This is a genomic window from Escherichia sp. E2661 (assembly GCF_004745185.1).
Lineage (GTDB): Bacteria > Pseudomonadota > Gammaproteobacteria > Enterobacterales > Enterobacteriaceae > Escherichia.
This window is the reverse complement of sequence record NZ_PDIG01000008.1, coordinates 1-20180: the sequence shown is the minus strand read 5'-3', so window position 1 is coordinate 20180 and position 20180 is coordinate 1. Positions and strand designations below refer to the sequence as shown.

The 20180-nt window shown below is 50.8% G+C and carries 10 protein-coding genes and 4 pseudogenes; 10 read left to right on the top strand and 4 right to left on the bottom strand.

All coding sequences use genetic code 11. From position 1 onward, the window contains the following. The 5 genes and pseudogenes from yahH to yahK form a co-directional block, all read left to right on the top strand. Nucleotides 1-154: pseudogene (yahH, locus tag CRI63_RS24660) on the top strand (protein YahH); the annotation flags it as partial. 49 nt (nt 155-203) lie between these two features. Beyond that, nucleotides 204-1154 (top strand): carbamate kinase family protein, encoded by a 951-nt coding sequence (locus CRI63_RS05125; protein ID WP_135518703.1) that lies wholly within the window; start codon nt 204-206, stop codon nt 1152-1154. A 9-nt stretch (nt 1155-1163) separates the two neighbouring features. Beyond that, on the top strand, nt 1164-2546 hold the full coding sequence (locus CRI63_RS05120) for an amidohydrolase family protein (protein ID WP_135518701.1): 1383 nt from the start codon (nt 1164-1166) through the stop codon (nt 2544-2546). 319 nt (nt 2547-2865) lie between these two features. Continuing rightward, the gene (locus CRI63_RS05115) at nt 2866-3276 is read left to right on the top strand and encodes an ASCH domain-containing protein (protein ID WP_135384943.1); all 411 of its coding nucleotides are present in this window, start codon (nt 2866-2868) and stop codon (nt 3274-3276) included. A gap of 250 nt (nt 3277-3526) precedes the next feature. Continuing rightward, entirely contained in the window at nt 3527-4576 is a 1050-nt protein-coding gene (gene yahK / locus CRI63_RS05110) for an NADPH-dependent aldehyde reductase YahK (RefSeq protein WP_135518699.1), read from the top strand. A 401-nt stretch (nt 4577-4977) separates the two neighbouring features. On the opposite strand, the gene CRI63_RS05105 is transcribed toward yahK, so the two are convergent. The 3 genes and pseudogenes from CRI63_RS05105 to CRI63_RS05095 form a co-directional block, all read right to left on the bottom strand. Further along, nucleotides 4978-5610 (bottom strand): LysE family transporter, encoded by a 633-nt coding sequence (locus tag CRI63_RS05105; RefSeq protein WP_130218317.1) that lies wholly within the window; start codon nt 5608-5610, stop codon nt 4978-4980. Between the two features lie 133 nt (nt 5611-5743). Further along, nucleotides 5744-8380, bottom strand: coding sequence for an autotransporter outer membrane beta-barrel domain-containing protein (locus CRI63_RS05100; RefSeq protein WP_167852301.1), 2637 nt, complete (start codon nt 8378-8380; stop codon nt 5744-5746). Between the two features lie 558 nt (nt 8381-8938). Then, a pseudogene (locus CRI63_RS05095) lies at nt 8939-11582 on the bottom strand (autotransporter outer membrane beta-barrel domain-containing protein). 572 nt (nt 11583-12154) lie between these two features. Here CRI63_RS05095 and yahO point away from each other — a divergent pair. Beyond that, on the top strand, nt 12155-12430 hold the full coding sequence (gene yahO, locus CRI63_RS05090; protein ID WP_130206111.1) for a DUF1471 family periplasmic protein YahO: 276 nt from the start codon (nt 12155-12157) through the stop codon (nt 12428-12430). A 110-nt stretch (nt 12431-12540) separates the two neighbouring features. On the opposite strand, the gene prpR is transcribed toward yahO, so the two are convergent. After that, nucleotides 12541-14127 carry a propionate catabolism operon regulatory protein PrpR gene (gene prpR / locus CRI63_RS05085; RefSeq protein WP_135518695.1) on the bottom strand — a complete coding sequence of 529 codons (1587 nt, stop codon included), beginning with the start codon at nt 14125-14127 and terminating at the stop codon, nt 12541-12543. 238 nt (nt 14128-14365) lie between these two features. Here prpR and prpB point away from each other — a divergent pair, with 238 nt between their 5' ends. The 4 genes and pseudogenes from prpB to prpE all read left to right on the top strand — a co-directional run bounded on the left by prpB (nt 14366) and on the right by prpE (nt 20090). Continuing rightward, nucleotides 14366-15256 carry a methylisocitrate lyase gene (gene prpB / locus CRI63_RS05080; protein WP_135518693.1) on the top strand — a complete coding sequence of 297 codons (891 nt, stop codon included), beginning with the start codon at nt 14366-14368 and terminating at the stop codon, nt 15254-15256. A 252-nt stretch (nt 15257-15508) separates the two neighbouring features. Then, the gene (gene prpC, locus CRI63_RS05075) at nt 15509-16678 is read left to right on the top strand and encodes a 2-methylcitrate synthase (RefSeq protein ID WP_001548219.1); all 1170 of its coding nucleotides are present in this window, start codon (nt 15509-15511) and stop codon (nt 16676-16678) included. Nucleotides 16679-16711: 33 nt separating this feature from the next. Further along, a pseudogene (gene prpD / locus CRI63_RS05070) lies at nt 16712-18162 on the top strand (2-methylcitrate dehydratase). A 39-nt stretch (nt 18163-18201) separates the two neighbouring features. Continuing rightward, nucleotides 18202-20090, top strand: a pseudogene (prpE, locus tag CRI63_RS05065) (propionate--CoA ligase). The last annotated feature ends 90 nt before the right edge of the window (nt 20091-20180 follow it).

The window sequence follows — 20180 nt, the reverse complement described above, 5'->3', positions numbered from 1 at the left end:
CTTATCCGGCCTACGGATGGCGCAAGAATCTGTAGGACTGATAAGCGTAGCGCATCAGGCATTTGTCACGATTGCCGGATGCGGCGTGAACGCCTTATCCGGCCTACGAGTGGCGCAAGAATTTGTAGGCCTGATAAGCGTAGCGCATCAGGCAGTCTGGCGTTGGTCATAACCTCATCACCCTCTGTAGCGGACATAACAACATGAAAGAACTTGTGGTCGTTGCCATTGGTGGCAACAGCATTATTAAAGATAACGCCAGCCAGTCGATTGAGCATCAGGCGGAGGCGGTGAAAGCCGTCGCTGATACGGTGCTGGAAATGCTGGCTTCCGATTACGACATTGTGCTGACCCACGGCAACGGGCCGCAGGTCGGGCTGGATTTACGCCGTGCGGAGATTGCCCACGAGCGCGAAGGGTTGCCCTTAACGCCGCTGGCGAACTGTGTGGCGGATACGCAAGGCGGCATTGGCTATCTGATCCAACAGGCGTTGAACAACCGACTGGCGCGTCACGGCGAGAAAAAAGCCGTCACTGTGGTGACTCAGGTGGAAGTGGATAAAAACGATCCGGGGTTTGCCCATCCTACCAAACCCATCGGCGCATTCTTCAGTGAAAGCCAGCGTGACGAATTACAAAAGGCAAACCCTGACTGGCGTTTTGTTGAAGATGCCGGACGGGGCTATCGCCGCGTGGTCGCCTCGCCGGAACCGAAACGTATTGTCGAAGCACCTGCCATTAAGGCACTGATCCAACAAGGCTTTGTGGTCATCGGCGCGGGCGGCGGCGGAATTCCGGTGGTGCGCAGCGGAGCGGGGGATTACCAAAGCGTGGATGCGGTTATCGACAAAGATCTCTCTACCGCACTACTGGCTCGCGAAATTCACGCCGACATTCTGGTGATCACCACCGGCGTCGAAAAAGTCTGTGTCCACTTTGGCAAACCCGAGCAGCAGGCGCTGGATCGGGTGGATATTGCCACCATGACCCGCTATATGCAGGAAGGACATTTCCCGCCCGGCAGCATGTTGCCAAAAATCATCGCCAGCCTGACGTTCCTGGAACAGGGCGGCAAAGAAGTGATTATCACCACGCCGGAATGCCTGCCTGCGGCGCTGCGCGGGGAAACGGGCACCCATATTATTAAAACGTAAGGACGTAAGATGAAAGAAAGCAATAGCCGTCGTGAGTTTTTGAGCCAGAGCAGTAAGATGGTCACCGCCGCCGCGCTGTTCGGTACCTCTGTGCCGCTCGCCCATGCGGCGGTAGCTGGCACCCTAAACTGCGAAGCGAACAACACCATGAAAATCACGGACCCGCATTACTATCTCGACAACGTGCTGCTGGAAACTGGATTTGACTACGAAAATGGCGTGGCGGTGCAGACCCGCACGGCGCGCCAGACCGTGGAGATTCAGGACGGCAAAATTGTCGCCCTGCGCGAGAATAAGCAGCATCCGGACGCCACGCTGCCGCACTATGACGCTGGCGGTAAGCTGATGCTGCCTACCACCCGCGACATGCATATTCATCTCGACAAAACCTTTTACGGCGGGCCGTGGCGCTCGCTCAATCGTCCGGCAGGCACCACCATCCAGGACATGATCAAACTCGAGCAGAAAATGCTACCGGAGCTGCAACCGTACACTCAGGAACGAGCGGAAAAACTGATCGATTTATTGCAGTCGAAAGGCACTACCATTGCCCGCAGCCACTGCAATATCGAACCGGTTTCCGGCCTGAAAAATCTGCAAAATTTGCAGGCGGTGCTGGCGCGACGTCAGGCGGGCTTCGAGTGTGAAATTGTCGCCTTCCCGCAGCACGGTTTGCTGCTGTCAAAATCGGAACCCTTAATGCGCGAAGCGATGCAGGCGGGGGCGCATTACGTCGGCGGGCTGGACCCGACCAGTGTTGATGGCGCGATGGAAAAATCCCTCGACACCATGTTCCAGATTGCGCTGGACTACGACAAAGGCGTCGATATTCACCTGCACGAAACCACTCCGGCGGGCGTGGCAGCCATCAATTATATGGTTGAAACGGTGGAGAAAACGCCACAGCTGAAAGGCAAACTGACCATCAGTCACGCCTTTGCGCTGGCAACGCTCAACGAGCAACAGGTTGATGAACTGGCGAACCGGATGGTGGCGCAGCAAATTTCTATCGCCTCGACGGTGCCGATTGGCACGTTGCATATGCCGCTCAAACAGCTCCACGACAAAGGTGTAAAAGTGATGACTGGCACCGACAGCGTTATCGACCACTGGTCGCCTTACGGCCTGGGCGACATGTTGGAAAAAGCCAACCTGTACGCGCAGCTCTATATTCGCCCTAATGAACAGAACCTCTCCCGTTCGCTGTTTTTAGCCACTGGCGATGTATTGCCGCTCAACGAAAAAGGCGAGCGTGTATGGCCAAAAGCGCAGGATGACGCCAGCTTTGTGCTGGTGGACGCCTCCTGTTCTGCCGAGGCGGTGGCGCGTATCTCGCCGAGAACGGCGACGTTCCATAAAGGACAGCTGGTGTGGGGGAGTGTGGCAGGTTGATACGCATTTGATGTGTTTGCAACGGTGAAAGTAAGAGATTTAAAGCCCCAGGGAGTGGGGCTATTTGAATATGAGTGTGTCGGCAGTGGTTTGCTCATGAATCATCCTGAACTTTATAATCTCCAGGCATAATTTTTAGGGGATTATTTGAGAGAAATACACAAAAAAAGAGTGTTAACAAAGATATTTATCAAGCCATAAATGTGACCTGCTTCGGATAAAAAAGATTAAGCGTAGAAAAACCAATGATACTCTTGCTGATTATTATCAAGAGTAATTATGATGTGATTTATTTTTCCATGATTGCGTAAATATTCCCATGTCCATAGAAGAAAATATCTCACAAAAATATCCTCATGCTTCCTGTTGTACTTTTGGCGATTCAGCAGCGTTGGCCGATCACCTCGCAACGTTGATTGCGACTGGTGTTAAAACTGCTTCCTGTGGTTCGCTGGCGGGATGTATTGAGGACAACGCGTTTCCGATGATTGGTGAGTATAAGATTGTGCAAAATAGCGCTGGCGAGCCTGTTTGTGTTATCAGAATTATTGGCCTGCATTTACTGCGCTTTTCTGATGTCACTGAAGAGTTTGCCCGTAAGGAAGGCGAAGGTGATCTCAGTCTTAAATATTGGCGTAATGAACACCGTCGTTTTTTCGAGGCGGAAGGAAGTTATTCGCCAGAAATGGACGTTATCTTCGAAGAGTATGCCCTTATTGACGTTGTGTAGATAATTAATTTATCTGCGCCCAAAAACCAACATAAATATCGCCAGTTATATTTATTTTGCGTTTTTACGCATGGCAAAAAACACCTCTATTGGCCCAGTGGGGAACGTTGCTGCTCTGTTTGATTCAGGTACGCGGTATGTTGGGGCTGGATCGGGCGGCTTAAATATTGGCTATATTCAATGGACGCGTTTTGCCGCGATGACATATCAGGCATCGCCAAACACACATAGCTAACCAGGAGTAAACGCAATGAAGATCAAAGCTATTGGTGCATATTCCGCTAAACAACCGCTGGAACCGATGAACATCACCCGACGTGAACCGGGAGCGCATGATGTCAAAATCGAAATCGCTTATTGTGGTGTCTGCCATTCCGATATCCACCAGGTCCGTTCGGAGTGGGCGGGGACGGTTTATCCCTGTGTGCCTGGCCATGAAATTGTGGGTCGCGTGGTGGCCGTTGGTGATCAGGTGGAAAAACATGCGCCAGGCGATCTGGTAGGCGTCGGCTGTATTGTCGACAGTTGTAAACACTGCGAAGAGTGTGAAGACGGGCTGGAAAACTATTGTGACCACATGACAGGGACCTATAACGCGCCGACGCCAGACGAGCCGGGCCATACTCTGGGCGGTTATTCGCAGCAAATTGTTGTTCATGAGCGTTACGTTTTGCGTATTCGCCACCCGCAAGAGCAGCTTGCCGCCGTTGCGCCGTTGCTGTGTGCAGGCATTACGACCTATTCACCGCTGCGCCACTGGCAGGCCGGGCCAGGTAAAAAAGTGGGCGTGGTCGGCATTGGCGGTCTGGGGCATATGGGAATCAAACTGGCCCACGCGATGGGAGCGCATGTGGTGGCGTTTACCACTTCTGAATCAAAACGCGAAGCGGCAAAAGCCCTGGGGGCTGATGAAGTCGTTAACTCGCGTAATGCCGATGAAATGGCGGCCCACGTGAAGAGTTTCGATTTCATTTTAAATACAGTTGCTGCGCCGCATAATCTCGATGATTTTACGATTTTGCTGAAACGCGATGGCACCATGACGCTGGTTGGCGCTCCCGCAACGCCGCATAAGTCGCCGGAGGTTTTCAACCTGATCATGAAACGCCGCTCAATTGCTGGCTCGATGATTGGCGGCATTCCAGAAACTCAGGAGATGCTCGATTTTTGCGCCGAACATGGCATCGTTGCTGATATAGAGATGATTCGGGCCGATCAAATTAACGAAGCCTATGAGCGAATGTTGCGCGGCGATGTGAAATATCGCTTTGTGATTGATAATGGCACGCTAACGGACTGAAAAATTAAATAATAGCGCATAGTGCTGCATATAACGTCGCTCTCCGGCACTAAGAGAGCGACAACATTCAGGGCAGGGGCAAGAGTTCGCAGCCTGTGTAAAGTGCTCAGCCGACATAAATTCAGTGTTGCTTACTAAATGATCAACAAAGATATTTTGTGAATGTATGAGTTGACATTCATATGAAAAAAATCATAATTCCGTCATGTTCGCGTAGGGCAGTTTCTGTATCTTATGCATCGCACCAGGGCCTGACAGGAAATATGCTGTAAGGTTCGTATCAAAAAACCGCCATTAGCTCATCAGGAAGAGCAGACGACAACCAGGATTGTTGTATGGTACGGGGTTCGAGGCCTCGATGGCGGTCCAATTTCTCAATTGGGTTGGTTACAATTATCAGCTCACCGATGTGTCACTCCTTCATAAATCAGCCGTAGCGCAAAGACACCAATAATCGCACCAATAACCCGACTGGCAACGCGCTGCATACGCCCGTATGCACGACGCACGGCGGGTAAAGAAAACGCCTGACTAAGAAATACACGCCAGATAATAGATGCGAGCACAATTCCCGCCCAGGCCATAAACCGCGCCCAGGTCGGCGTTTCTGCGCTTAACGTCACTGAGAAGATACTGATAAAAAATAAAACTGTTTGTGGATTAGAGAGATCGGTAATGAGTCCACGGCGGAAAAATACATACCAGGGAGCATTAAGCGGCTGCTGTAATGCGCTCATCTGTGGTGTTGATTGTCGGCGCATACTGTTCCAGGCAAACCATAAAAGATAAGCGCCGCCGACGATTTTAATGAGTGAGAATATCTCTTCACACTGGGTAATGAGCGTCGCCATCCCAAACAATCCCAACCCGGAATAGATGGCATCGCCAAGCGCCACGCCAAGCCCGGTGAGTACACCTGCACGACGGCCTGAGGCCAGGCTGGTTTGTACCACGACAAAAAGATTTGCCCCCGGATTAAAAAAGGTGATGACGAACAGTCCGACGGTCAGGTAAACGGCGTGCAAAGGGTCCATAGTGATTTCACCCATAAATAAGCTGAATTAACTTCATCATATTTATAGTAAAAATGACTGAATGCGAGCGCGATCACAAAGACCGTGGATCTCAAAAGAGTGCCACCTGTACGTGACAGGTGGCAAAGTGGCATTAAAAGAGATATTTCATGCCCAGCATTCCCTGGGTATCACTGTAACCATTGTCGCCCAACTGCTGGGCGACGTTACCCCACAGTTGCAGACGCGGAGTAAGCTGACCTTCCACCCCGACTTTTAACTCGCCTGCGTTACGCGCGCCGATGATCTCATCGCTGATGCCATCCATCTTCATGCTGTAATTGCGGGAGTTATAAATCCAGTTGGCTTCCACGAAAGGCTGGAAAGAACGCTCTTTATGATCATCAATAGCATGATGACCCTGCAGATATGCTTTCACCCCCAGACGTGTTTGCAGGTTGCCTTCGGTGCTGTCCTCAACCAGCGTGCCATTGTCTTCCGTATGGTTGTCTGCCTTCACATCCATCCATGTCAGTTGCATTTTGGGCTGCAGCCAGTAGCTGGTGCGGGCATCTGCGCTTTCACCAAGACGGAAGGTATAACCCGCTTCAATGGCGGCGGTGATGCCGTCAGAGTGATACTTTTCACTGGGCAGATACTCGCCGGAGACGGTGTTATCAAACCAGTTATAGAGCAACCAGCTGTCAACGTAAGTCCCTGTTTTGTCTGCTTCATTAGCGTACCAGGTGCCATACACGCCCACGCTGTAGCCGTCGATTTGCCCACGTGAGTTGTACCCGGTCAGGCTGGAGTGCGTGTGACTCTTGCTGTTGGCATAGCCAGCCATCAGCCCGAGATGCCAGCGATCGAGTGCGTTACTGCTCCATTGCGCAAGATCGCCGCCAAGTTGCAGAACATAACGGTTGCTCTGAGTGCTCAATTCATCCGAGCGATCTTTAAAACGATTATGTCCGCCAATGTTACGCATCCACAAGCTGGTCACTTTCTGCTCGCCGGTTAGCAGGTCGGTGTATTGTGTTTCCCCCAGACGGTCATGCAGCCGGGTATTAAACAGCGTATTTGCCGCCTGAATATTGGCCACATAGCTACCAATTTCCGGGCGATACAGATGTTTTCGTTCTGGTTGTGGAACAGATGGCGTAACAGGCGGCTCCGGTGTCACAGGCGGTTCTGGTGTTACTGGCGGTTCTGGTGTTACTGGTGGCTCAGGATCGGGTTCCGGGATGACGGGGAGTACCGGAGGGGTATACGGTCCTGCGGGAATTTCACTGGTTAAAAACCAGTTCTGGTTGTCGCTTTTTACTACGTTGTAATCATAAGGACCGGCAACAATACGACCTTCTTTACTGAAAACGCCCTCTGACAGGCCGTCAACCTCGACAATTTTTATCCCTTCCAGAGTATCCGCGCCCAGACCGCCCGCATTGTTGACCATGACGCGGGTACTACCGGAAGTATCACCTTTTACGATGAGTTTATCCGTTACGGAATTATCATCGCCTAATACAGTATGCATGACTAACAGGCCATCATTGGCAGTATAGTTGCCGTTAATGGTCAGCGTGGTCGGCGTGAACGCGTGACCCTGTTCATACGAAGACAACGTTGCTGTTCCAGCCAGCGCCAGAGTATTTAATGTTTGCGAATAAGTGTTTAAATCGAGATGGCCTTCACTGTCGACAATATAATCGGATTTTGGGCTGAAGGTATTTTCTTTACCTGCGCGTAGGCTGCCTTTGGTTATATAGGTATCACCAGCATAGTTATTCGAGCCGGATAATGTGGTTGTCCCGGAACCTACCTGGTTAACCTGGCCGTTCCCCTGGATAGGTGATGCCAGCAGAAAATCGGTACTGGAGTGATTAAAGTTTACTATCGAAGAGGAAGAAGCATCTGCGGCTCCCAAATGAATAAATGGCGTATTAATCGAACCAGCAGCCTGTTCAGCCTCACCTTGCGCACCACCAATATTTAAAACGCCTGTGGCGCCAGGTGCGAGAGTAACCCAGATAAACGAATTGGCATTGATTGTTGCACCATTATTAACGGTAAGGATACCGGTAGTATTAAAAGCAACATCTGGACTGAATCCACCAAGATAAACATATTTAGCATTCAATGTTGAATTTTTACCATCAACCAGAACCTCGCCATAACTATCACGATTTTTTGATGCACTATTGCCTGGATAAGAATATCCAATAGCTACCTGAGCTGAGGTAGTGAGTGTACCGCCATTCGTAATACGTAAATTGCCAATTCCCTGATCGCCAACAAGAGCAATGTTAGAGGAAACCGATGAGTTTTCCCCATCAATAACCATCAACCCTTTGGCATCACCATAATACTCACCAATCCTTAGTTCCTGCAGGCCACTTATCTTACTGCCTTCTAACACATATACCGTGCCGGAACCTTCATTTGTACCCAAATACAAGTTGGATGTAGAACTATTAAACTGCCAGTTGGTATGGTTGGATAAAGTGAGGGTACCTTCAGAGTTATTACCTACGGTAGCACTGGCAGTAATAAATGAAAGATTATCAATAAGTAATGAGCCATTAGAGTCTTTACCTACAGTCAAAGAAGTAAAATTATCCCATCCGGGATCGTAACCTTCAGAGGCAATGATTTTTACCTCTTCGCCATTATTAATGATAACAACGCTATCTACATCTGTGGGTGGGGTTACGGCCAGGGATATGGGTGTAAATAATATCGTTGAAATGGCTATGGACAGGGTTGATAAAGCATGTTTTCTTAACTTCATATCACTCACTTTCATCCTTAAAAATTAAACGACGAGATGCTTTCTATTGCACGGGTTTTCTTCCTGAAACCTTGTAAGGCGTAACCATGCAAGTTGCTAAACAATAGTATCTGTAATATTGTCTGTAACAAATTTATTTAAGTACTGGTTTTTTTATTGCATCGATAGATTTTTTAGGTTTGTAAGTGATATTAATGTGGTTTTTTTATGTTGTTTAGAAAAAACACATCTAATAATCCTAAAGTTTATGCAAGTGAAATAAAGAAAAGGTATGGAAATCACATTAATAGATGGTTGGTGGCTTTTTTGTTCAGAAAAATAATGCGGCTTATGTGAATTTCATATTGGATTTTAGCGGACGCAGGAATTTGGGATTTTTATGAAAATTAATTTAAGGAACACCAGCGATAATTGTCATGAGCGTTATTAAACAACAGGAGAGATGTGGCTATTGTTGAGAAAAATACAAATATATTCCCTTTTTCTGTAGATTTTTCCTAACAAAGACCGTGGATCTAAAAAGAGAGCCACCTGTACGTGACAGGTGGCAAAGTGGCATTAAAAGAGATATTTCATGCCCAACATTCCCTGGGTATCACTGTAACCGTTGTCACCCAACTGCTGGGCGACGTTGCCCCACAGTTGCAGACGTGGAGTAATCTGACCTTCCACCCCCGCTTTTAACTCGCCAGTGTTACGCGCGCCGATGATCTCATCGCTGATGCCATCCATCTTCACGCTGTAATTGCGGGAGTTATAAATCCAGTTGGCTTCCACGAAAGGCTGGAAAGAACGCTCTTTATGATCATCAATAGCATGATGACCCTGCAGATACGCTTTCCACCCCCAGACGTGTTTGCAGGTTGCCTTCGGTGCTGTCCTCAACCAGCGTGCCATTGTCTTCCGTATGGTTGTCTGCCTTCACGTCCATCCATGTCAGTTGCATTTTGGGCTGCAGCCAGTAGCTGGTGCGCGTATCTGCGCTTTCACCAAGACGGAAGGTATAACCCGCTTCAATGGCGGCGGTGATGCCGTCAGAGTGATATTTCTCACTCGGCAGGTACTCGCCAGAGACGGTGTTATCAAACCAGTTATAGAGCAACCAGCTGTCAACATAAGTTCCGGTTTTGTCTGCTTCGTTAGCGTACCAGGTGCCATACACGCCCACACTGTAGCCGTCGATTTGCCCACGTGAGTTGTACCCGGTCAGGCTGGAATGCGTGTGACTCTTGCTGTTGGCATAGCCAGCCATCAGGCCGAGATGCCAGCGATCGAGTGCGTTACTGCTCCATTGCGCAAGGTCACCACCCAGTTGCAGAACATAACGGTTGCTCTGGGTACTCAGTTCATCCGAACGATCTTTAAAGCGATTATGTCCGCCAATGTTACGCATCCACAGACTGGTCACTTTCTGTTCGCCAGTGAGCAGGTCGGTGTATTGTGTTTCCCCCAGACGGTCATGCAGTCGGGTATTAAACAGCGTATTTGCCGCCTGAATATTGGCCAGATAGCTACCAATTTCCGGGCGATACAGATGTTTTCGTTCTGGTTGTGGAACAGATGGCGTAACAGGCGGCTCCGGTGTCACAGGTGGTTCTGGTGTTACAGGGGGCTCAGGTGTTACAGGTGGCTCAGGATCGGGGTCCGGGATGACGGGTAGTACCGGAGTATACGGTCCTGCGGGAATTTCACTGGTTAAAAACCAGTTCTGGTTGTCGCTTTTTACCACGTTGTAGTCATAGGGACCGGCAACAATACGCCCCTCTTTACTGAAAACGCCCTCTGACAGGCCATCAACCTCGACAATTTTTATTCCTTCCAGAGTAGCCGCGCCCAGACCGCCCGCATTGTTGACCATGACGCGGGTACTACCGGAAGTATCACCTTTTACGATGAGCTTATCCGTTACGGAATTATCATCGCCTAATACAGTATGCATGACTAACAGGCCATCATTGGCAGTATAGTTACCGTTAATGGTCAGTGTGGTCGGTGTGAACTCGTGGCCATTTTCATACGAAGACAACGTTACTGTTCCAGCCAGCGCCAGAGTATTTAATGTTTGCGAATAAGTGTTTAAATCGAGATGGCCTTCACTGTCGACAATATAATCGGAGTTTGGGCTGAAAGTATCAACCGTGCCAGCGCGCAGACTTCCGTTGCTAATATAAGTATTACCGGTATAGATATTCGCGCCGGATAATGTGGTTGTCCCGGAACCTACCTGGTTAACCTGGCCTTTACCGTCTATGTACGAGGTCAGAACAAAATCAGCGTTGGTGTGATTAAAGTTTAATATTGAAGTGGTTGACGCATTTGTCCCCCCTAAATAAATTCGGGGAGTATTAATTGAACCAGCAGGTTGCGCAGACTCACCTTGCGCACCTCCAATATTTAATATTCCTGTTCCGTTAGAGGAGACACCAACCCAGATATATGAATTCGCATTGATTACACCATCGTTGCTGACAGTGAGAACTCCGGTAGTATCAGAAGTAGAAGATGTGTTATATCCGCCAATAAGTATATTTGGGGCATTCACTGTTGAATTTTTATCGGCAACCTGAACTTCTCCATAACTACTCTGGTTAGCTGACAGAGGAGAATGGGCGTCAACATACCCAATATTCAGTTGAGTCAGGGAAGTGAGTGTACCGCCGTTAGTAACAGATACTTTCCCTGTTCCCTGATCGCCAACAATAGCAATGTTAGAGGTGACTGATGAGCTTTCCCCATCAATAACCAACGTCCCCCTGGCGTCACCATAAAACTCACCAACTCTTATTGATTGCAGGCCACTTATCTTACTACCTTCTAACACGTATAACGTACCGGAGCCTTCGTTAGTGCCTAAAAAAATATTGGAGGTAGTGGTGTCGAACTGCCAGTTGGTATGGTTTGTTAAAGTGACGGAGCCTTCAGCATTATTACCAATGCTGGCTGCTGAAGTGGTAAGTGAAAGATTATCAATGAGTAATGAACCATTAGAGTCTTCACCTACTTTCAATGAGTTAAAATGCTCCCATCCGGGATCGTAGCCTTCTGACGCAATGAGTTTTATCTCTTCATTATTATTAATGACAACATTACTATCTGAATTTGTAGGTGGGGTGATAGCCAAGGATACTGGCGTAAATAATATGGTAGAAATGGCTATCGCCCGTGTCGATAAGCTTTTTTTTGCTGGTTTCATATCACTCACTTTTATCCTTAAAAATTAAATAGCGAGATGCTTTTTATTGCACTGTTTTTCTTCCTGAAGCCTTGTAAGGTACAAACATGCAAGTTACCAAATAAGAATATCTGTAATATTAGATGTAATAAATTTATTAAAGTGTTAGTTGTTCATTGCATTGATTGGTTTTAGTGGTTTGTAAGTGGAGTTAATGCGGTTTTTTTATGTCGTTTAGAAAAAATACATCTAATAATCCTAAGCTGTATGTTGGTGAAATAAAGAAAAAGTATGGAAATCACATTAATATATGGTTGGTGGTTTTTTGTTAAGAAAAGTAATGCGGCTCATGTGAATTTTATATTGGATTTTAGCGAAAGAGGGAATTTGAGATTTTTATGAAAATTAATTTAAGGAGAACCTGCGATAATGGTAGTGAGCGTTATTAAACAACTGGGGGAATGTGGCTATCGTTGAGAAAAATACAAATATATTCTCTTTTCCTATAGATTTTTCCTAACCGCTGAACTACTTATTAATCAACCCTGATGATGACTGTTAGCTTCAGGGCATTGGCCAATCACACATTATGGAGTTCATCGATGAAAACTGGAACTAAGCTCTTAGTTGGTGCGTTAGCTTTTGTTGTCACAAATGTCTATGCCGCTGAATTGATGACCAAAGCGGAATTTGAAAAAGTTGAATCGCAATATGAAAAAATAGGTGATATTTCAACCAGTAATGAAATGTCGACCGCAGATGCAAAAGAAGATCTGATCAAAAAAGCGGATGAAAAAGGTGCGGATGTGTTGGTTCTGACCTCCGGTCAGACTGACAATAAGATCCACGGCACGGCAGATCTTTATAAGAAGAAGTAATTCTGAAGCTCATGTAAACAAGCCCGATGCGCACGTCTATCGGTGAACGCAATATATTGAAATTCATGTTTTTGTCGGCCGGATAAGGCGTTAACGCTGCATCCGGCAATTTAATTTTTTAGCCGCCGCCAGAACGTCGTCCGGCTGATGCCTAAATAATTCGCTGCTGCTGTTTTATCACCATTAAATTTGTCCAGTGCCTGTCGTGGTGTCAGCAAGGGTGGGGCGATGACGTTACCTGATTTTTGTGTCAGCTCTGGCAATAATTGCTGCAAAAACTGCGGCGTTAAATCCGGCGTCGGTTCCACACTTAAAAACAGCGCCAGCCGCTCCATCATATTACGCAGTTCACGAATATTGCCCGGCCAGTCGTAGTGCACCAGCACGGTTTCGCTTGCCTGTAATCCCTGGCGTAATGCGGCAGAAAACGGGGCGGAGAGCGCTGCCAGAGACACTTTCAAAAAGCTTTCCGCCAGCGGCAGAATATCCGCCACCCGCTCGCGCAGTGGTGGCAATTGCAGACGCAAAATACTCAGCCGATAAAACAGGTCACGGCGAAACTGCCCTTGCCGCATATCTTCTTCCAGATTGCAGTGAGTGGCGCTAATAACCCGTACATCCACCGGAACAGGCTGATGCCCGCCGACGCGGGTGACCTCTTTTTCTTCCAGCACTCGTAACAGGCGAGTCTGCAATGGCAGCGGCATTTCGCCTATCTCGTCAAGAAACAGCGTGCCGCCGTGGGCGATTTCAAACAGCCCGGCGCGTCCTCCGCGTCGCGAGCCGGTAAACGCCCCTTCCTCATAGCCAAACAGCTCCGCTTCCAGCAGCGATTCGGCAATCGCCCCGCAGTTGACGGCAACAAACGGATGCGACTTTTTGCCCTGTCGCGCATCGTGGCGGGCAAAATATTCCCGATGAATCGCCTGGGCCGCCAGCTCTTTGCCCGTTCCCGTTTCCCCCTCAATCAACACCGCTGCACTGGAGCGGGCATACAGCAAAATAGTCTGCCGTACCTGTTCCATCTGTGGTGATTGACCGAGCATATCGCCCAGCACGTAACGAGTACGCAGGGCGTTACGGGTGGCATCGTGAGTGTTATGGCGTAACGACATGCGCGTCATATCCAGCGCATCGCTGAACGCCTGGCGCACGGTGGCGGCGGAATAGATAAAAATTCCGGTCATTCCGGCTTCTTCTGCCAGATCGGTAATCAGCCCTGCGCCGACCACCGCTTCGGTGCCGTTAGCTTTTAGCTCGTTAATCTGCCCGCGTGCGTCTTCTTCGGTAATGTAGCTACGTTGGTCGAGGCGCAAATTAAAGGTTTTTTGAAACGCCACCAGCGCCGGAATAGTTTCCTGATAAGTGACAACGCCGATAGAAGAGGTGAGCTTTCCGGCTTTTGCCAGTGCCTGTAACACATCGTAGCCGCTCGGTTTAATCAAAATAACTGGCACTGACAGGCGGCTTTTCAGGTACGCGCCGTTAGAGCCAGCAGCGATGATGGCGTCGCAGCGTTCGTTTGCCAGTTTCTTGCGGATGTAGGTCACCGCTTTTTCAAAGCCAAGCTGAATAGGGGTAATGTTCGCCAGGTGATCAAACTCGAGGCTGATATCGCGAAACAGCTCGAACAGGCGCGTCACCGATACCGTCCAGATAACCGGTTTGTCGTCATTCAGCCGTGGTGGATGTGCCATAGCGCACCGCAAAGTTAAGAAACCGAATATTGGGTTTAGTCTTGTTTCATAATTGTTGCAATGAAACGCGGTGAAACAGTGTCTGAAACGTTAACTGAAACGCATATTTGCGGATTACTTCATGACTTTATTGCTAACAAATTGAAATTAAAGATTTAATTTTATTCAGGCAATTGTGGCACACCCCTTGCTTTGTGTTTATCAACGAAAATAACAAGTTGATAACAAAGGATGGGCTATGTCTCTACACTCCCCAGGTAAAGCGTTTCGCGCTGCACTAAGCAAAGAAACCCCGTTGCAAATTGTCGGTACCATCAACGCTAATCATGCGCTGTTGGCGCAGCGTGCCGGATATCAGGCGATTTATCTTTCCGGCGGTGGCGTGGCGGCAGGTTCGCTGGGGCTGCCCGATCTCGGTATTTCTACCCTTGATGATGTGCTGACCGATATTCGTCGTATCACCGACGTTTGTTCGCTGCCGTTGCTGGTGGATGCAGACATCGGTTTTGGTTCTTCGGCTTTTAACGTGGCGCGTACGGTGAAATCGATGATTAAAGCCGGTGCGGCAGGATTGCATATTGAAGATCAGGTTGGTGCGAAACGCTGCGGCCATCGCCCGAATAAAGCGATCGTCTCGAAAGAGGAGATGGTGGATCGGATCCGCGCGGCGGTGGATGCGAAAACAGATCCTGATTTTGTGATCATGGCGCGCACCGATGCGCTGGCGGTAGAGGGGCTGGATGCGGCGATTGAGCGCGCGCAAGCCTACGTTGAAGCCGGTGCCGAGATGCTGTTCCCGGAAGCGATTACCGAACTTACCATGTACCGCCAGTTTGCCGATGCGGTGCAGGTGCCAATCCTCGCCAACATTACCGAATTTGGTGCCACGCCGCTGTTTACCATCGACGAATTACGCAGCGCCCATGTCGCAATGGCGCTGTACCCGCTTTCAGCGTTCCGCGCCATGAACCGCGCCGCTGAGCATGTCTACAACGTCCTGCGTCAGGAAGGCACGCAGAAAAGCGTCATCGACACCATGCAGACCCGCAACGAGCTGTACGAAAGCATCAACTACTACCAGTACGAAGAGAAGCTCGACGACCTGTTTGCCCGTAACCAGGCGAAATAAAAAACGCCCGTTGGTTGTATTCGACAACCGATGCCTGATGCGCCGCTGACGCGACTTATCAGCCTACGGGGCGTGCTGAACTGTAGGTCGGATAAGACGCATGGCGTCGCATCCGACAACAGATGCCTGATGCGCCGCTGACGCGGCTTATCAGGCCTACGAGGTGAACTGAACTGTAGGTCGGATAAGACGCATGGCGTCGCATCCGACAACAATCTCGACCCTACAAATGATAACAATGACGAGGACAACATGAGCGACACAACGATCCTGCAAAACAGTACCCATGTCATTAAACCGAAAAAATCGGTAGCACTTTCTGGCGTTCCGGCGGGCAATACGGCGCTCTGCACCGTGGGTAAAAGTGGCAATGACTTGCATTACCGTGGTTACGATATTCTTGATCTGGCGGAACATTGCGAATTTGAAGAAGTGGCGCATCTGCTGATCCACGGCAAACTGCCGACCCGTGACGAACTCGCCGCTTACAAAACAAAACTGAAAGCCCTGCGCGGTTTACCGGCTAACGTGCGTACCGTGCTGGAAGCCTTACCGGCGGCGTCGCACCCGATGGATGTCATGCGCACCGGCGTTTCCGCGCTCGGTTGCACGCTGCCAGAAAAAGAGGGGCACACCGTCTCTGGCGCGCGGGATATTGCCGACAAACTGCTGGCGTCGCTTAGCTCGATTCTTCTCTACTGGTATCACTACAGCCACAACGGCGAACGCATCCAGCCGGAAACCGATGACGATTCCATCGGCGGTCACTTCCTGCATCTACTGCACGGCGAAAAGCCGTCGCAAAGCTGGGAAAAGGCGATGCATATTTCGCTGGTGCTGTATGCCGAACATGAGTTTAACGCCTCCACCTTTACCAGCCGGGTGATTGCGGGCACTGGCTCTGATATGTACTCAGCCATTATTGGCGCGATTGGCGCATTGCGCGGGCCGAAACACGGCGGGGCGAATGAAGTGTCGCTGGAGATCCAGCAACGCTATGAAACGCCGGATGAAGCCGAAGCAGATATCCGCAAGCGGGTGGAAAACAAAGAAGTGGTCATTGGTTTTGGTCATCCGGTTTATACCATCGCCGACCCGCGTCATCAGGTGATCAAACGCGTGGCGAAGCAGCTCTCGCAGGAAGGCGGCTCGCTGAAGATGTACAACATCGCCGATCGCCTGGAAACGGTGATGTGGGAAACGAAAAAGATGTTTCCCAATCTCGACTGGTTCTCCGCTGTTTCCTACAACATGATGGGCGTTCCCACCGAGATGTTCACCCCACTGTTTGTTATCGCCCGCGTCACTGGCTGGGCGGCGCACATTATTGAACAACGTCAGGACAACAAAATTATCCGTCCTTCCGCCAATTATGTTGGACCGGAAGACCGCCAGTTTGTCGCGCTGGATAAGCGCCAGTAAACCTCTACGAATAACAATAAGGAAACGTACCCAATGTCAGCTCAAATCAACAACATCCGCCCGGAATTTGATCGTGAAATCGTTGATATCGTCGATTACGTGATGAACTACGAAATCAGCTCCAGAGTAGCCTACGACACCGCCCATTACTGCCTGCTCGACACGCTCGGCTGCGGTCTGGAAGCTCTCGAATACCCGGCCTGTAAAAAACTGTTGGGGCCAATTGTCCCCGGCACCGTCGTACCCAACGGCGTGCGCGTCCCCGGAACTCAGTTCCAGCTCGACCCCGTCCAGGCGGCATTTAACATCGGCGCGATGATCCGCTGGCTCGATTTCAACGATACCTGGCTGGCGGCGGAGTGGGGCCATCCTTCCGACAACCTCGGTGGCATTCTGGCAACGGCGGACTGGCTTTCGCGCAATGCGGTCGCCAGCGGCAAAGCGCCGTTGACCATGAAACAGGTGCTGACCGGAATGATCAAAGCTCATGAAATTCAGGGCTGCATCGCGCTGGAAAACTCCTTTAACCGCGTCGGCCTCGACCACGTTCTGTTAGTGAAAGTGGCTTCCACCGCCGTGGTCGCCGAAATGCTCGGCCTGACCCGCGAGGAAATTCTCAACGCTGTTTCGCTGGCGTGGGTGGACGGTCAGTCGCTGCGCACCTATCGCCATGCGCCGAACACCGGCACGCGTAAATCCTGGGCGGCGGGCGATGCCACTTCCCGCGCGGTACGTCTGGCACTGATGGCGAAAACGGGCGAAATGGGTTACCCGTCAGCCCTGACTGCGCCTGTGTGGGGCTTCTACGACGTCTCCTTCAAAGGTGAATCGTTCCGCTTCCAGCGTCCGTACGGTTCTTACGTGATGGAAAATGTGCTGTTCAAAATCTCCTTCCCGGCGGAGTTCCACTCCCAGACGGCAGTTGAAGCAGCGATGACGCTCTATGAACAGATGCAGGCAGCAGGCAAAACGGCGGCGAATATCGAAAAAGTGACCATTCGCACCCACGAAGCCTGTATTCGCATCATCGACAAAAAGGGCCGCTCAATAACCCGGCAGACCGCGATCACTGCATTCAGTACATGGTGGCGATCCCGCTGCTATTCGGGCGCTTAACGGCGGCAGATTACGAGGACAACGTTGCGCAAGATAAACGCATTGACGCCCTGCGCGAGAAGATCAATTGCTTTGAAGATCCGGCATTTACCGCTGACTACCACGACCCGGAAAAACGCGCCATCGCCAATGCCATAACCCTTGAGTTCACCGACGGTACGCGCTTTGAAGAAGTGGTGGTGGAGTACCCCATTGGTCATGCTCGCCGCCGTCAGGATGGTATTCCGAAACTGGTCGATAAATTCAAAATCAATCTCGCGCGCCAGTTCCCGACTCGCCAACAGCAGCGCATTCTGGAGGTTTCTCTCGACAGAACTCGCCTGGAACAGATGCCGGTCAATGAGTATCTCGACCTGTACGTCATTTAAGTAAACGGCGGTAAGGCGTAAGTTCAACAGGAGAGCATTATGTCTTTTAGCGAATTTTATCAGCGTTCGATTAACGAACCGGAGCAGTTCTGGGCCGAGCAGGCCCGGCGTATTGACTGGCAGACGCCCTTTACGCAAACGCTCGATCACAGCAATCCGCCGTTTGCCCGTTGGTTTTGTGAAGGGCGAACCAACTTGTGCCACAACGCCATCGATCGCTGGCTGGAGAAACAGCCAGAGGCGCTGGCGCTGATTGCCGTCTCTTCGGAAACAGAAGAAGAGCGCACCTTTACCTTTCGCCAGCTGCATGACGAAGTGAACGCGGTGGCGTCAATGCTGCGCTCGCTGGGCGTGCAGCGTGGCGATCGGGTGTTGGTGTATATGCCGATGATTGCCGAAGCGCATATTACTCTGCTGGCCTGCGCGCGCATTGGTGCTATTCATTCGGTGGTATTTGGGGGTTTTGCCTCGCACAGCGTGGCGGCGCGGATTGATGACGCCAAACCGGTGCTGATTGTCTCGGCAGATGCCGGAGCGCGCGGTGGCAAAATCATTCCGTATAAAAAATTGCTCGACGATGCGATAAGTCAGGCGCAGCACCAGCCGCGCCACGTTTTGCTGGTGGATCGCGGGCTGGCGAAAATGGCGCGCGTTAGCGGGCGGGATGTCGATTTCGCGTCGTTGCGCCATCAACACATCGGCGCGCGGGTGCCGGTGGCGTGGCTGGAATCCAACGAAACCTCCTGCATTCTCTACACCTCCGGCACCACCGGCAAACCTAAAGGCGTGCAGCGTGACGTCGGCGGATATGCGGTAGCGCTGGCGACCTCGATGGACACCATTTTTGGCGGCAAAGCGGGCGGCGTGTTCTTTTGTGCTTCGGATATCGGCTGGGTGGTGGGGCATTCGTATATCGTCTACGCGCCGCTGCTGGCGGGGATGGCGACCATTGTTTACGAAGGATTACCGACCTGGCCGGACTGCGGTGTGTGGTGGAAAATCGTCGAGAAATATCAGGTTAGCCGGATGTTCTCAGCGCCGACCGCTATTCGCGTGCTGAAAAAATTCCCTACCGCTGAAATTCGCAAACACGATCTCTCGTCGCTGGAAGTTCTCTATCTGGCGGGGGAGCCGCTGGACGAGCCGACCGCCAGTTGGGTGAGCAATACGCTGGATGTGCCGGTCATCGACAACTACTGGCAGACCGAATCCGGCTGGCCGATTATGGCGATTGCTCGCGGTCTGGACGACAGGCCGACGCGTCTGGGAAGCCCCGGCGTGCCGATGTATGGCTATAACGTGCAGTTGCTTAATGAAGTCACCGGCGAACCGTGTGGCGTCAACGAGAAAGGGATGCTGGTGGTGGAAGGGCCGCTGCCGCCGGGGTGTATTCAGACCATCTGGGGCGATGACGACCGCTTTGTGAAGACGTACTGGTCGCTGTTTTCCCGTCCGGTGTACGCCACCTTTGACTGGGGCATCCGTGACGCTGACGGTTATCACTTTATTCTCGGGCGCACTGACGATGTGATTAACGTTGCCGGGCATCGGCTGGGGACGCGCGAGATTGAAGAGAGTATCTCTAGTCATCCGGGCGTTGCCGAAGTGGCGGTGGTTGGGGTGAAAGATGCGCTGAAAGGGCAGGTGGCGGTGGCGTTTGTCATTCCGAAAGAGAGCGACAGTCTGGAAGACCGTGAGGTGGCGCACTCGCAAGAGAAGGCGATTATGGCGCTGGTGGACAGCCAGATTGGCAACTTTGGCCGCCCGGCGCACGTCTGGTTTGTCTCGCAATTGCCAAAAAACGCGATCCGGAAAAATGCTGCGCCGCACGAGTCCAGGCGATTTGTGAAGGACGCGATCCAGGGGATCTGACGACCATTGATGATCCTTCGTCGTTGGATCAGATCCGCCAGGCGATGGAAGAGTAGGTTATTGTCGGATGCGTCGCGCGGCGCATCCGACACCATGCGCCGACTGCCTGATGCGACGCTGACGCGTCTTATCATGCCTACAGGTCT

Excerpts from the sequence above, each read along its gene's own strand:
- CRI63_RS05105 (WP_130218317.1), bottom strand. The coding sequence starts at position 5,610 with ATGGACCCTTTGCACGCCGTTTACCTGACCGTCGGACTGTTCGTCATC.
- CRI63_RS05120 (WP_135518701.1), top strand. The coding sequence starts at position 1,164 with ATGAAAGAAAGCAATAGCCGTCGTGAGTTTTTGAGCCAGAGCAGTAAG.
- prpC (WP_001548219.1), top strand. The coding sequence starts at position 15,509 with ATGAGCGACACAACGATCCTGCAAAACAGTACCCATGTCATTAAACCG.
- yahK (WP_135518699.1), top strand. The coding sequence starts at position 3,527 with ATGAAGATCAAAGCTATTGGTGCATATTCCGCTAAACAACCGCTGGAA.
- prpR (WP_135518695.1), bottom strand. The coding sequence starts at position 14,127 with ATGGCACATCCACCACGGCTGAATGACGACAAACCGGTTATCTGGACG.
- CRI63_RS05125 (WP_135518703.1), top strand. The coding sequence starts at position 204 with ATGAAAGAACTTGTGGTCGTTGCCATTGGTGGCAACAGCATTATTAAA.
- CRI63_RS05100 (WP_167852301.1), bottom strand. The coding sequence starts at position 8,380 with ATGAAGTTAAGAAAACATGCTTTATCAACCCTGTCCATAGCCATTTCA.
- CRI63_RS05115 (WP_135384943.1), top strand. The coding sequence starts at position 2,866 with ATGTCCATAGAAGAAAATATCTCACAAAAATATCCTCATGCTTCCTGT.
- yahO (WP_130206111.1), top strand. The coding sequence starts at position 12,155 with ATGAAAACTGGAACTAAGCTCTTAGTTGGTGCGTTAGCTTTTGTTGTC.
- prpB (WP_135518693.1), top strand. The coding sequence starts at position 14,366 with ATGTCTCTACACTCCCCAGGTAAAGCGTTTCGCGCTGCACTAAGCAAA.